This window comes from Streptomyces sp. NRRL F-5727, from assembly GCF_000719555.1.
Classification (GTDB): domain Bacteria; phylum Actinomycetota; class Actinomycetes; order Streptomycetales; family Streptomycetaceae; genus Streptomyces.
In genome coordinates this window covers 86,390-99,116 of the sequence record NZ_JOGX01000006.1, presented here as the reverse complement: position 1 = coordinate 99,116, position 12,727 = coordinate 86,390, and the positions used below count along the sequence as shown (strand labels likewise).

Here is a 12,727-nt window from a genome sequence, read left to right as displayed (position 1 = left end):
TACGGCGAACACCCGTCCAAATCAGCGGTTTTTGTCCGGCAGGACCCGCCCCTCGACCGGAAGAACTGATTCCGCTTCGCTGCCTGACGGGGAAATCTCCGGAGCTCCCGCCGCGGCGTCCACCGGCACCTGCGGTCCGTCGCCCTCCCGCAGCCAGCGGCGCAGCACCCGGTGCACCCGCTCCGCGCCCACCAGCTCCTCGCCCTCCGCAACCGGCGGCGACAGCTCCGGCGGGGAGAGCAGGAAGGGGTGCCCCTGCTCTCCGCCCAGGCCGCCGTGCGAGCCGATCTGCTCCTCGAAGGCGTGCACGGTGCCGGTCGCCGGGTCGTACATCGAGTTGACCATCACGTCGGCGACGTGCGGGAAGCCGTTCGTCCGCCGGACCGCGTCGGCCGCGCCCCGGCCGAAGACGGCCAGCGGCCCGTCGTCGGCCAGCTCCGCCACCGGCACCTCCACCCCGTCCGCGGCCAGCACCACCGCGCCGTGCTCCGCGCTCGCCACCAGCAGGAAGCCGATCCCCGGATGCTGCGCCAGGGTCCGCAGCAGCGCCGGGTGGCGCCGGTCGATCTCCTCCTTCGTCATCCGGTGCGGCACGTCCGGGAAGGAGACCAGGCCCAGGTTCCCCGAGGCGAGCACGACCGGCTCCGACAGCCGGGCCGGCAGCTCCCGCTCGGTCTCCTCGCCCGTCTCCACCGGCCGGTGCAGGGCGCTGCGCAGCGCGTCCCGGGCCGCGTCCCGGGCCTCCGCGCCGCTGCGCGTGCGGCCCACCCGGCGCGACACCGGCAGCCCGCAGCCCGCCCGGACCAGGTCCTTGAGCGTCAGCCCGTACGCCCCCTCGAAGGTCTCCCCCGGGCTCTGCCCGTGGTCGGAGAGGAGCACGATCCGGTACGGCCGGGGGGCGTGCTCGGCGACCCGGGCGATCAGGCCGACGGCGCGGTCGAGCCGGCGCAGCACCTGGTCCGTGTCGTGGCCCCGCGGCCCCGAGTGGTGGGCCACCTCGTCGTACGCCACCAGGTCCGCGTAGACGGCGGTCCGGCCCGCGAGCATGTCGCCCATGACCGCGGCGACCACCACGTCCCGCTCGATCACCGTGGCGAAGGCGCGCACGAAGGGGTACGTGCCGCCGCGCCGGATCCGGGGCGTCTCCCGGCGCAGCCGGGCCCGCACCGACTGGACCACCTCGCGCCCCACCTCGTTGACGAAGGAGCCGGCGGTGCGGACCGCGTTGGCCGGGTCGGAGAAGTACGCGAAGTAGCCGACGCGGGAGCGGTTGCGGCGGCCCCGGCGCGCCGCCACCGTCAGGACCAGCGCCACCTGGTCGGCGCCGCCGCTGAACAGGTTGCCCCGGGAGGCGCCGTCCAGGGTGAGCAGCCCGCCGTCGCCGGTGCGGCGGACCGCCCGGCGCTGGAGCTCCACCGCGCTCGCCGGGCGGTTCGACACCATGAGCCGGCCGGTGTCCTTCTCGTACCAGCGGAAGGCCGGCACGTCCTCGTTGGTGCCGTGCAGGATGCCGAGCTGGCTGGCGCCGGTCTGGCTCGACCAGTCGGTGCGCCACGGGGTGAGCCGGTGTCCGGCGTCCAGCCAGCCCGCCACGGTCGGCATCAGACCGTCGGCGACGGCGGCCCGCAGCACCTCGTGGCCGACGCCGTCGAGCTGGAGGAAGACCGTGCCGGGCGGCGGCGCCGGGACGGTCCGGGGGTCGCGGGGGCGGGTGCGGCCGGTCAGCCGGTAGAGCCGGCGCCGGTACGCCTCGTCGTCCCGCACGGCGAGCGCGGTGGACGTCGCGGACGCCACGGCGGACATCACGGCAGCGACGACGACCGCGGTCTCCGGATCGGCCGCGCCCCGTCCGTCCGGGATCAGCCAGAGCGCGACGAGCAGCAGCGAGCCGTTGAGGAAGAAGACGAGCAGTCCGAGGACGAGCGCGGGGACGAGCAGCAGCGCGCGGACCACCAGCGGCCAGACCAGCGCGGTCAGCAGACCGAACGCGCCGGCCGCCGACGCGGCGGTGAGGGCCGTGCGGGTGAGGCTGTCGCCGTCGGCGGACTGCAGCTGGAAGTCCGGCAGCAGCCCGGCGAGCGCGAGCAGCGTGACCGTCGACACGGCCCACACGGTGAGCACCCGGACGACCGTCCGCCCCGCCGTGCGCCAGCGGTCGGTGCCGCCCCTTCGCCCCTCGCCCACGCCACCCGTCACCTTTCACCCAAACGTCCCCCTACCCTGACACACCTACCCACGGGCGGCAGGAGGCACGTCGGGCGGGCCCGGGCGGTGTGCCGGGGCGTCAGCTGCCGTCGTAGCCGGCGGTCGGCATGGAGAGCCGCCGGTGCACCGCCGCCCGGGCGGCCGAGTCGTAGGCGGGCGCCGGGGCGCCGGCCGTCTCCACCCGGACGCCCCGGCGGGCGCACTCGGCGCGGAAGCCGGGCACCGAGGTCACGGCGCGGGCCAGGACGCCCTCGTTCGCGGCCACGAAGAGGTCGACCTCGCCGGACTCGACGTCGGCCCAGAGCTCGTCGTGGTCGGGCCGGACTCCGTAGAAGAGGAGCTGACGGGTGAGGACGTACCCCCGTTCGACGGCCCAGCGGGCGCACACCGCGTACTGGCCGCGGGTGTCGACGAGAAAGGGGTGGGAATCGAGTTCTTCGAGCGGGGTGAGGCTGGCGATCGCCGCGACCCGGACGTCGTTCATGCGCCGACCCTACTGCCCGGCGGTGCCGCACGGGAGGCCCGCCGGCCCTCTACTCTCGACGACAGGGAGCGAACGGGCGAGGGAAGGGCGGCATGCCGGTGGAGGTCACCTGGTGGGGGCACGCGACCTGCACGGTCGAGGACTCCGGGGTCCGGTTCCTCACCGACCCGCTGTTCGCGCGGCGCCTCGCGCACCTGCGCCGCCGCCGCGGCGCCCCGCCGCCCCCGGAGGCGGCCGCGGCGGAGGCGGTCCTCGTCTCCCACCTGCACTCCGACCACCTGCACCTGCCGTCGCTCGCCCGGCTCGCGCCGGGCACCCGGCTGGTGGTGCCGCGCGGTGCGCCCCGCGCCGTGCCGGGGCTGCGCCGGCTGGCCGCGGCGGGGCTGCGGCTGACGGAGGTGGCGCCCGGCGACGAGGTGACGGTGGAGGGCGTGACGGTACGGGCGGTGCCGGCGCTGCACGACGGCCGGCGGCTGCCGCTCGGTCCGCACCGCTCCCCGGCGCTCGGGTACGTCGTCGAGGGCGAGGCCCGGACGTACTTCGCCGGGGACACCGGGCTGTTCGACGGCATGGCGGAGGCGGTCGGACCGGTGGACGTGGCCCTGCTGCCGGTCGGCGGCTGGGGACCGTACCTGGGGCACGGGCACCTGGACGCGGGGCGCGCGGCGCAGGCGCTGGCGGCGCTCTCCCCGGCGGCGGCGGTGCCGGTGCACTACGGCACGTACTGGCCGATCGGCCTGGACGGGGTCCGGCCGCACGAGTTCCACGCGCCGGGCGACGAGTTCGTCCGGCAGGCGGCCCGGCTCGCGCCGAAGGTGGCGGTGCACCGGCTGGGGCACGGCGAGCGGGTGCGGCCGGAGGTCGCCCGGTGAGTGGAGTGCTCGCCGCGGTGCGGGACCTGCCGCCGGAGTCGACCCAGCAGGCGGTCGGCTATCCGTCGCTGTTCCTGCTGGTGGCGCTGGGCGCGCTGGTGCCGGTGGTGCCGACGGGGGCGATCGTCAGCTCGGCGGCGGTGGTCGCCCTGCACCAGTCCTCGGCGGAGTCCCCGTTCCCTCTGCTCTTCGTCTTCCTGGTGGCCTCGGCGGCCGCCTTCCTCGGCGATCTGGCGCTGTACTGGCTGGGGCAGCGGGGCGTCCGGTCGCGGAACGGCTCGCGCTGGCTGGCGGCGCTGCGCTCGCGGGTGACGCCGGACCGCCTGGCGCACGCGCAGGAACGGCTGGACACCCACCAGGTGTCGGTGCTCGTCCTGTCCCGGCTGGTCCCGGCCGGCCGGATCCCGGTGATGCTGGCCTGCCTGCTGGCCCGGATGCCACTGCGCCGCTTCGCCCGGGGCGACGCGGCGGCCTGTCTGGCCTGGGCGGCGACGTACCAGCTGATCGGCGTCCTGGGCGGCTCGCTCTTCCCGGAGCCGTGGCAGGGCGTGGTGGCGGCGGTCGGTCTGACGCTGCTGATCAGCGCGGTTCCGGCGGTATGGCGGCGGATCCGCGGCGACCGGAGCGGGGAGCTACGGCACGAGGACGCGTGAGCCGCCGACGGGCAGGTCCCACAGGTCCTCGCGGGGCAGCCCGGCACGTTCCCAGGCGGCCCTGACCCGGGTGAGGGGTTCGAGGACGGGCTCGGAGGAGAGGACGAAGGTGGCCCAGTGCATGGGGGCCATCCGGCGGGCGCCCAGGTCCTGGTGGGCGCGGACCGCCTCCTCCGGGTCGGTGTGGACGTCGCTGAGCCACCAGCGGGGGTCGTAGGCGCCGATGGGCAGGAGCGCCAGGTCGATGCCGGGGTGACGGCGGCCGATCTCGGCGAACCAGTGGCCGTAGCCGGTGTCCCCGGCGAAGTAGACCCGGTGGCCGGCGGGGTCGGTGAGCACCCAGCCGCCCCAGAGCGAGCGGCAGGTGTCGAGGAGGGTCCGCTTGGACCAGTGGTGGGCGGGGACGAAGTCGAAGCGGACGCCGCCGAGTTCGGCCGCCTCCCACCAGTCGAGCTCGGTGACGCGGGTGAAGCCGCGGCGGAGGAACCAGCGGCCGAGCCCGGCCGGGACGAGGACCGGGGTGGCGCGCGGGAGGCGCCGGAGGGTCGGGGCGTCGAGGTGGTCGAAGTGGTTGTGGCTGATGACGACCGCGTCGACCGGGGGCAGGTCCTCCCAGCGGACGCCGACCGGGGTGAGCCGCGCCGGGGTGCCGAAGATGCGCCGGGACCAGACCGGGTCGGTGAGGACGGTGAGGCCGCCGACGCGGACGATCCAGCTGGCGTGCCCGGCCCAGGTGACGGCGACGGTGCCGGGCCCCGCGGGCGGCAGCGGGCCGGGCTCGAAGGGCAGAAGGGGCACGTCCCGCAGCCCCTCGCGCCGGGGGCGTACGGCCCCTTCGCGGGCGAGCCGGGCGAGGGCGCGGACGCCGGGCAGCGGCGCGGTGAGCCGGTCGGCGAAGCTGCGGGGCCACCGGCCGATCCGGCCGAGCGGCTGGAGCACGGAGGTCGGGAGGGTGGCGGGCGCGGGCCGGCGCGGGGCCTCGGCGGCCGGGGCGGGGCGGGCCGTCCGTTCGGTCATCAGCGGGCTCCGTTCTGCGCGGTGGGCTGCTCGGTGGGCTGCTCGGCCGGGTGCTCGGCGGGGTGGGTCCCGGCGAGGTCGTCGAGGGCGGCGGTCAGTTCGGCCAGGGCCCGTACGGCCTGCGGCAGTTGTTCGGGTGCGCGGGCGGCGAGGGTCTCGGCGCGCTCGGGCGGGGTGACGCCCAGCAGCGGTCCGGTGTCGAGGCGGACGCGCAGCGCGCCGAGTTCGTCGCCGAAGCGGTGGCCGCCGGGGACGGGCCGGCCGAGGCGGGCGGTGAGGTACTGCTCCAGCTCCAGGGAGTCGGTGACGCCGCGGGCGGCGAGGCCGGGGCGGAGCGGTCCGAGGTCGGCGTAGAGGTGGCGGCCGGCCTGCGGGGGCCGGGCGAGGGCGCCGGCGGCGAGGAGGGCGCGGTGCGCGGCGGCGGCGAGCCGGCCGTGGACGCCGGCGGCGCGCAGGGCGGGTACGGACACGTCCTCGGGTTCGTCGAGGGCGTGGGCGACGGCCGGGGCGACGGGGGCGGGGAGCACGGCCCCGAGCGCGGTGAGGACGTCGAGGGCGCGGGCGCGGGGGTCGCCGTACCGGTCGGCGCGGGCGGCGCCGGTGGTCGGGAAGCGGGCGATCGCGCACGGCCAGGAGGCGGGGACCAGGCCGCCGCCGGCCAGGTCGGCGAGGACGGTGACGTCGTCGGGGCACATCTCGGCGGGGCTGACGACGACGGTCTCGCGCGGCCGGTGGAGGGTGTCGCGCCAGGTCTCGTCGCTGATCACGTGGAGGCCCTCGGCGACGGCGGCCTCGCAGCTCTCGCGGACGAGTTCGGGCGGGGCGACGGTGGCGGTGGGGTCGTCGGCGACGGAGAGGAGCAGCACCCGCGGGTCGCCGCCCTCCGCGCGGACCCGGCGGACGGTCTCCAGCAGGGCGTACGGGTCGGGCACGCCGCCGGCCTCCGCGGTGGTGGGCACGTGGTACGCGGGCCGGCCCAGGAGGCGGATCTGCGGGGTCCACCAGGCGGGGCAGGGCCGGGGCAGCAGCACGTCGCCGCCGTGGGCGGCGAGGAGGGCGAGGAGCAGGGCGGGGGCTCCGGGGGCGGCGAGGGAGTCCTCGGCGTGGCCGCGCAGGCCGCGCCGCCACCAGTAGCCCGCGGCGGCCTCGCGCAGGACGGCGCCGCCGCCGGGCGGTTCGGGGTCGGTCCGTCCGGCGGCCGCCGCGAGGAGGGCGGCGAGCCCCGGGGGGACGGGCCGGCCGCTCTCGGGCGCGGGAGGTCCGTAGCGCACCGGCCCGCGGCCTTCCGGAGCCGTCTCCCGCATGTCCCGTACCTCCTGAGCGCACGGGGCGCCGGGCACGGCGTCCCCGTGCCCTTTATAAGGCGGGGCTCAGCCGACCGCGACCGGGTGCCGGACCACGGCGTCGAAGAGGTAGCCCTGGGTGTTGTGGACGGCCCGGTCGGGCTGGACGTTCCCGGCGGCGTCGGTGGTGCGGGAGAGCAGGGTGACCGGCCCGGTGCGCTCCGGCCGCCAGGGCACCGACCAGCGGACCCAGGCGCCGCGCCGGGGGCCGTCGTGGAGGCGGGCGGGGCGCCAGGTGGCGCCGCCGTCGGTGGAGACGTCGACGGAGCGGACGGGCGCGTGGGCGGACCAGGCGCGGCCGGTCAGCCGGTGGACGCGGCCGGCCTCCAGGGTGGCCCCGAAAGGCAGCTGGTAGCCGGACTTGAGGGTCTGCCGGGTGAGCGGGGCGCTGCCGCCGGGCGGGTGGGCCTCGCCGACGAGCCGGTACCAGTCGGTGGACCAGGGGCTGGTCAGCGGGCGGGTGGAGACCTCGATGTCGCCGAGCCACTTGACGGAGGCGATGCCGACCCAGTCGGGCACGATGAGCCGGACGGGGTGTCCGTGGTCGTACGGGAGGGGCTCGCCGTTCATCTCGTACGCGAGGATCACGTCGTCCAGCGCCTTGGCGACGGGCAGCGGGCGGCGGACCCGGCCGTAGTCGGTGCCGCCGGAGACGTACGGGTCGTCGAGGCCGCGCGGCATCAGGTCGACGGCGTCGTGGGCGAGTCCGGCGCGGCGCAGGACCTCGCCGAGGCGGACGCCGCGCCAGCGGGCGGCGCCGACGGCGCCGAGGGTCCAGGCGGTGCCGGAGACGGCCTGGCCCTGCTGGGTGGCGTAGAGGCTGCGGGCGTTCCCGGCGCATTCGACGAGGGCCGTCCGGGTGACGGAGGGCAGGTCGCGGAGGTGCCCGTAGGTGAAGTGGACGGGTGCGCGGCCGTGGAGTCCGTCGCCCCAGAGGGTGAGCCGCCAGTCCCGTGCGTCGAGGACGGGGGTGGTGGTGTGGTTGCGGACGAAGAAGCGGTCGGCGGGGGTCAGGAAGCCGGTGTCGCCGAGGGCGTCGAAGCGGGCTTCGGCGTTGGTGCCGCGGACGGTGAAGTACGCCTCGGGCAGCGGCTTGACGATGCCGGGGGCGGCGGGGGCGGCGGCGGCCGGCGCCGGCGTGAGGGAGCCGCCGAACACGGCCGCGGCCGGGGCGGCGGCGAGGCCCTTCAGGAGCGTACGGCGGACGGGCGCGGGCGGGTTCGGCACGGGACTCCTCGGCACGGTCACGGGTCTCGGACCGCCAGACGGCGGCGGGCCGATCGTAGGCGTGCGCGGGGCGGTGGCGTCCGGTTCCGGCCACCCGTTCACGAGGCTGTCACAGGAGGCCCGGCGCGGGAGCTGAAGCGGGAGGAGAGGCGCGAGCGGAGGCGGCGGAGAGCGCGGCGGCGGCCCGGTCTCCCCCCAGGGTCCGGGCCGCCGCCGCGGGTACGCGCCCCCGTTGCGCGTCCCCCCGGAGGAAACATATAGAAGTCCTTTCTAGAAACCAACTCCAGTCCGCATCTCTCCGCTCCGGAACCTCCGTGCGTCCACATCCCAAGACACACGTCTCACCATGCGTCAGATGGCCCTACGGTGGAGCCCCGTACCCACACCGAGGGAGTCGGTTCGATGACGCACGCCTCCGAGCGGACCCAGGCCCGCGAGACCGCCGTCTACACCCATGGCCACCACGAGTCGGTGCTGCGCTCGCACACCTGGCGCACCGCCGCCAACTCGGCGGCCTACCTGCTGGGCGAGCTGCGCCCCGGGCTCGACGTCCTGGACGTCGGCTGCGGGCCCGGCACCATCACCGCCGACCTGGCCGCGCTCGTCGCCCCGGGCCGGGTCACCGCCGTCGACAGCGCGGCGGACGTCCTCGACAAGGCGCGCGCGGCGGCCCGCGAACGGGGCCTGGAGAACGTCGAGTTCGCCGTCGCCGACGTGCACGCCCTGGACTTCCCCGACGACTCCTTCGACGTCGTCCACGCCCACCAGGTGCTCCAGCACGTGGGCGACCCGGTACGGGCGCTGCGCGAGATGCGCCGGGTGTGCCGGCCGGGCGGGATCGTGGCGGCCCGGGACAGCGACTACGGCGCCTTCGCCTGGTACCCCGAACGGCCCGCGCTGGACGGCTGGCTGGACCTGTACCACCGGGTGGCGCGCGCCAACGGCGGCGAACCCGACGCCGGACGGCGGCTGTTCGCCTGGGCCCGGGAGGCCGGGTTCACCGACGTCACCGCCTCGGGGAGCGCCTGGACCTTCGCGGGCCCCGAGGAGCGGGCCTGGTGGAGCGGCCTGTGGGCGGACCGCACGACCGCCTCGTCCTACGCGGACCTGGCGGTCGAGGGCGGCCACGCCACCCGCGCCGAACTGGCGGAGGTCGCCGCGGCCTGGCGCGAGTGGGGCACCTGGGAGGACGCCTGGTTCATGGTGCCGCACGGCGAGATCCTGTGCCGCGTCCCCTGACGCGCGCTCAGGGCCGCATGCGGAACTCGTAGGCGGCCGGGAGCGGTTCGTCGGTGAGCCGGGACCAGAGGTCGCCGAGGACCTCGGCGCCCTCACGCAGGTCGGGGACCTCGAGGCCCGCGTCGAAGACGGCGCGGGCCTCGTCCGGGCGCCGCTCGGCGAGGAGGAGCCGGGCCTCCAGGAGCCGGAACGCGCCCCGGGCCCGCACCTCCTCCGGCAGCGCCTGCCACAGGGCGCGGGCGCGCTCCGGCCGGCCGGCCGCCAGCTGGGCGTCGACCGCCTCGCGGGTCAGCGCGGCGGCCACGGTGACGGCGGCCGGTCCGTCCACGGTCCCGTCCAGCTCCGCGCACGCCTCGGCGAAGCGGTGGGCGGCCCGCTCCCGGTGCCCGTCCTCGCGGTCGGCGACGGCGAGGCAGTACAGCAGCGGCCAGCGGACCTCCGCCCCGGCCAGGCCCCGCTCCCAGCTGCGGACCGCCTGGGCCCGGTCGCCGGCGTGCCACTGGGCGATGCCGAGGTGGTACTCGGTGGACGGGTCGGCGGGCGCGGTCTCCAGCATGTCCCGCCAGGCCGGGCCGACCTGCGGCGGCAGCGGCGGGTCGCCCTTCGCGGGCGGCGGCAGGACGCCGGTGCGCAGCAGCTCCCGCCAGGGTTCCTGCTCGGGGCCGAGCGTCGCCTCCGGGAACGGCGTCCCCGGAAGGGTGTGGCCGGCCCGCAGCACTTCGAGGGCGCCCCAGCCGGAACCGGCCGCCAGGACCGCGTCCGGGGCCGGGTCGGTGTCGGCGGCCCCCTCCCGCCAGGCCGTGTGCGCGGCGTCGACGGCGGTACGGGGCAGGGCCAGGTCCAGGGCGCGCTCGGCCGCGGCGCGGGCCGCCGCCCAGTCGGTGCCGAGCGCGGCGCGGGGATCGGCGGCCAGCGGCCCGTACGCCTCCAGCCAGCTCAGCTCCGCCCCGGGGGCGAGGTCGAGGTGTTCGAGCTGGGTGCGGGCGAGACCGGCCTGGATCTCGGCGTACCCCTCGGTGCCGGGCGCGGTGAGCCATTCCTGCCAGCGGCGGCCGCCGGGGCCGGTGCCCCAGACGAAGAGCTTGCGGCCGCGCAGGTCGTCGGTGGAGGTCTGGACGAGCCCGGTGCCGTCCTCGTCGAGGGCGGCGATCCAGCGCCGGCCGCCGTCCGGCAGGTCGTAGAACCAGTCGCCGGCGTGGGTGCTGTGCCCGGGCCGGGAGCGGTCGGTGCCGTCCTCCCCCGCCGGTACGGGGACCCGGCGCAGTCCGCGCTCGTAGCCGTGGTGCCAGGCGGTGTCGGCGGGGGCGAGGATCCGGCGGCGCTCGGGGACGGCGGTGTTGGACCACCAGTAGACGGGCGCGGGCCGCTCGTGCGGGTTGCGGACGCGGACGCCGACGAGCAGGAAGTCGGAACCCTCCGGCAGCCACAGGTCCACCTGGAACGGCAGGTCGCGCAGGCGCTCCCACTCCCAGAGGCGGAGCATCGGGGTGCCGTCCGGGGCGGGGACGGTGGCCGCGTGCAGCGGGGCGCAGGAGAGGGTGGTGTGGCCGGTGGCGCCGGTGTTCCACTCGATGCCGCCGGAGAACCAGGCGCCGTTGAGGGCGAAGGCGGCGGGCTGGAAGACGGGGTTGCGGTAGACGAGTTCGCGGCCGGTCGGCTTGTGGTGGAGGGAGTGGACCCGGCCGCCGAGCCCGGGCAGCACGGTGACCCGCAGCCGGTCGTTCTCCAGGACGAGGGCGTCGAGGGCGCGCTCCGCGCGGTCCCGGCCGTAGCCGTCGCGGACCGGGGCGGGCAGCAGGCTGCGCAGCGGCGCCCGGCCGATGCCCCGCGCCATCTCGCGCGGCAGGGCGGCGAGTTCGGCGGCCCCGAGCGCGTGCGCCGGGCCGGGGGTGCGGAGGGCGGGCAGCGGGTTGTCCGGGCCGAGCGGGGCCGCGGGGAGGGTGAGCACGGCACGTCGTACGGTCGTCATCCGCCCATGGAACACGCCGCGGAGCGCCCTGAACAGACCGCGTGACCAGGGCTTCCGCCGCGCTTAATTGGCGCGCGCCGGGCGCGGGGGCCTGCCTAGGGTGGAGGGTCGTCCGCCGCCGCGGCGGGCACCGGGAGTACCACGGGAGTACGAGAGATGGGCACGCCACACACCTACCGGGTCATCGTGCGGGGCACCTTCGACGGGCTGTCGCCCGAGAGCCGCGAGCGGCTGCTCGCCGAGGTGGAGGAGCACGGCCTGGCCGCGATGCGCTTCACCGAGGAGGGCTCGCTCACCTACGACCGGGCGCTCAAGCACTTCTCGTACCGGCTGGTCGTCGAGTCGGACGCGGAGGACGGCGACGAGATGGCGGGCGCGCTGGCCGAGGAGCGGGTGGAGGCGGCGCTCGCCGCGCTCGGCCACGGCTACAAGGGGCTGAAGTCCACGGTGACCGACCTCGACACGATGAAGGTCAACCGCAAGGGTCGGTGATCGCCCACCGCTCGTGGTCCCGCCAGGCGCCGTCGACGAAGAGCATCGCGGGCGAGAAGCCCTCCAGCCGGAAGCCGGCGCGGCGGACCAGGGCGCGGGACGGGGCGTTGCCGGGCTGGATGTTGGCTTCGAGCCGGTGCAGCCCCATCGGCCCGAAGGCGTGCCCGAGGAGCAGCCCGAGCGCCTCGCCCATCAGACCGCGTCCGGCCGCGTGCGCGAAGGCGCCGTAGCCGAGGGCGCCGCTGCGGAAGGCGCCGTGGACGATGTTGTTGACCGTGAGGAACCCGGCGATCCGCCCGCCCTCCTCCCGCTCGCAGACGAGGAGGCCGGCCCGCGCCGGCTCCTCGATCAGCGCACCCGCGTAGCGGGCGTACGCCTCGGCCGTCCGCGGCGGAAACAGCCAGGGCCGGTGCAGCGCGACGCTCTCCTCGGCCCGCGCGGTGAACTCCCCCGCGTCGCCGTACGTGAACGGCCGCAGCCCCACCCGGGGCCCGACCACGAGATACCGGCCGAGATCATCGGACATGCGCCCAGGCTAGACGGTGGGGCGGGTCCCGGCTCCCGCCGCGGTGCGGCCCGCGTCAGCGGCGGGCCGTCGTCACGCGGACGGGGCAGGGTTCGCCCTTGCGGAGGACGCCGATCACCACCGTCGTCGGGCGGTCGAGGCCGGTGCCGGCGGCCGGGTACTGGGTGCAGACGCGCCAGCTCGGGGGCCACAGGACCCGGCGGTCGCGGCCGGACGCGTCGTGGACGTCGAGGCGGGTGCGGTGGTCCAGGCGGGTGAAGACCCGCCACAGGCCGCCGCCGCGGAAGTCCGGCATCGGCGGCCGGGCCCGCCGGGCGGCCGTGTCGCCGGCGGCGCCCGCCGCCACCGCGGCGACGGCCAGCGCCGCGCCCGCCCCGATCAGGGCGCCGCGCCTCACCTGCTCCTCCGGGGGCCCCTCCGGGCGGCGTACCAGCCGCAGACCGCGCCCAGCAGGGCGGTGGCGAGCAGCGCGAGGTAGAGCGGCATCGTCACCTCGGGGATCAGCAGCCGGATCCTCACCTGGCGGGTGTTCTCGAAGATGAAGACGAGCAGGAGGACCGCGACGACCGCGATCGCGATCCGTCCCGGGGTGACGGCGCCGAGCCTGTCCCCCCGTCGCGTGCCTGCCGTGTCCTTGGGACTCATGCCCGTCCCCTCTCCTGTCGTCCGTCACGGGCGTACCGGTGGCACCAGAATGGGG

At 77.0% G+C, this 12,727-nt stretch carries 13 protein-coding genes; 4 read left to right on the top strand and 9 right to left on the bottom strand.

The window, feature by feature from the left end:
- Positions 1-21: 21 nt before the first annotated feature.
- Together IF73_RS0106825 and IF73_RS0106820 are read right to left on the bottom strand one after the other, a co-directional pair.
- Positions 22-2,184, bottom strand: a complete 2,163-nt coding sequence (locus IF73_RS0106825; RefSeq protein WP_031004538.1) for a phage holin family protein — start codon at positions 2,182-2,184, stop codon at positions 22-24.
- Between the two features lie 100 nt (positions 2,185-2,284).
- Positions 2,285-2,689 carry a hypothetical protein gene (locus tag IF73_RS0106820; RefSeq protein WP_031004536.1) on the bottom strand — a complete coding sequence of 135 codons (405 nt, stop codon included), beginning with the start codon at positions 2,687-2,689 and terminating at the stop codon, positions 2,285-2,287.
- Positions 2,690-2,781: 92 nt separating this feature from the next.
- Here IF73_RS0106820 and IF73_RS0106815 point away from each other — a divergent pair, with 92 nt between their 5' ends.
- Both IF73_RS0106815 and IF73_RS0106810 read left to right on the top strand, forming a co-directional pair.
- Positions 2,782-3,561 carry an MBL fold metallo-hydrolase gene (locus tag IF73_RS0106815; protein WP_031004534.1) on the top strand — a complete coding sequence of 260 codons (780 nt, stop codon included), beginning with the start codon at positions 2,782-2,784 and terminating at the stop codon, positions 3,559-3,561.
- Positions 3,558-4,214 (top strand): DedA family protein, encoded by a 657-nt coding sequence (locus IF73_RS0106810; RefSeq protein WP_031004532.1) that lies wholly within the window; start codon positions 3,558-3,560, stop codon positions 4,212-4,214. Before IF73_RS0106815 ends, IF73_RS0106810 begins: the two co-directional genes overlap by 4 nt.
- Here the strand turns inward: IF73_RS0106810 and IF73_RS0106805 are convergent.
- From IF73_RS0106805 to IF73_RS0106795, 3 genes are all read right to left on the bottom strand, one after another.
- Entirely contained in the window at positions 4,194-5,231 is a 1,038-nt protein-coding gene (locus IF73_RS0106805) for an MBL fold metallo-hydrolase (RefSeq protein ID WP_031004530.1), read from the bottom strand. The two genes, IF73_RS0106810 and IF73_RS0106805, sit on opposite strands and share 21 nt — an antisense overlap.
- The gene (locus IF73_RS0106800; RefSeq protein ID WP_107049205.1) at positions 5,231-6,535 is read right to left on the bottom strand and encodes an aminotransferase class I/II-fold pyridoxal phosphate-dependent enzyme; all 1,305 of its coding nucleotides are present in this window, start codon (positions 6,533-6,535) and stop codon (positions 5,231-5,233) included. Before IF73_RS0106800 ends, IF73_RS0106805 begins: the two co-directional genes overlap by 1 nt.
- A 66-nt stretch (positions 6,536-6,601) precedes the next feature.
- The gene (locus tag IF73_RS0106795) at positions 6,602-7,801 is read right to left on the bottom strand and encodes a sulfite oxidase (protein ID WP_031004526.1); all 1,200 of its coding nucleotides are present in this window, start codon (positions 7,799-7,801) and stop codon (positions 6,602-6,604) included.
- Positions 7,802-8,203: 402 nt separating this feature from the next.
- Here IF73_RS0106795 and IF73_RS0106790 point away from each other — a divergent pair, with 402 nt between their 5' ends.
- On the top strand, positions 8,204-9,040 hold the full coding sequence (locus IF73_RS0106790) for a methyltransferase domain-containing protein (protein WP_031004524.1): 837 nt from the start codon (positions 8,204-8,206) through the stop codon (positions 9,038-9,040).
- A gap of 7 nt (positions 9,041-9,047) precedes the next feature.
- Here IF73_RS0106790 and IF73_RS0106785 read toward each other — a convergent pair whose 3' ends face one another.
- On the bottom strand, positions 9,048-11,009 hold the full coding sequence (locus IF73_RS0106785; RefSeq protein ID WP_031004522.1) for a DUF5107 domain-containing protein: 1,962 nt from the start codon (positions 11,007-11,009) through the stop codon (positions 9,048-9,050).
- A gap of 156 nt (positions 11,010-11,165) precedes the next feature.
- On the opposite strand from IF73_RS0106785, the gene IF73_RS0106780 reads away from it, so the two are divergent.
- Positions 11,166-11,501, top strand: coding sequence for a DUF6204 family protein (locus IF73_RS0106780; RefSeq protein WP_031004520.1), 336 nt, complete (start codon positions 11,166-11,168; stop codon positions 11,499-11,501).
- Here the strand turns inward: IF73_RS0106780 and IF73_RS0106775 are convergent.
- Genes IF73_RS0106775 through IF73_RS0106765 form a run of 3 tightly spaced genes read right to left on the bottom strand, consistent with a single transcriptional unit; the run spans position 11,482 to position 12,672 of the window.
- On the bottom strand, positions 11,482-12,027 hold the full coding sequence (locus tag IF73_RS0106775; protein WP_031004518.1) for a GNAT family N-acetyltransferase: 546 nt from the start codon (positions 12,025-12,027) through the stop codon (positions 11,482-11,484). The two genes, IF73_RS0106780 and IF73_RS0106775, sit on opposite strands and share 20 nt — an antisense overlap.
- A 55-nt stretch (positions 12,028-12,082) precedes the next feature.
- Positions 12,083-12,424 carry a hypothetical protein gene (locus IF73_RS0106770; RefSeq protein WP_031004516.1) on the bottom strand — a complete coding sequence of 114 codons (342 nt, stop codon included), beginning with the start codon at positions 12,422-12,424 and terminating at the stop codon, positions 12,083-12,085.
- Positions 12,421-12,672 carry a lipopolysaccharide assembly protein LapA domain-containing protein gene (locus tag IF73_RS0106765; RefSeq protein WP_031004514.1) on the bottom strand — a complete coding sequence of 84 codons (252 nt, stop codon included), beginning with the start codon at positions 12,670-12,672 and terminating at the stop codon, positions 12,421-12,423. The genes IF73_RS0106770 and IF73_RS0106765 overlap by 4 nt, the downstream gene beginning before the upstream one ends.
- Positions 12,673-12,727: the final 55 nt, after the last annotated feature.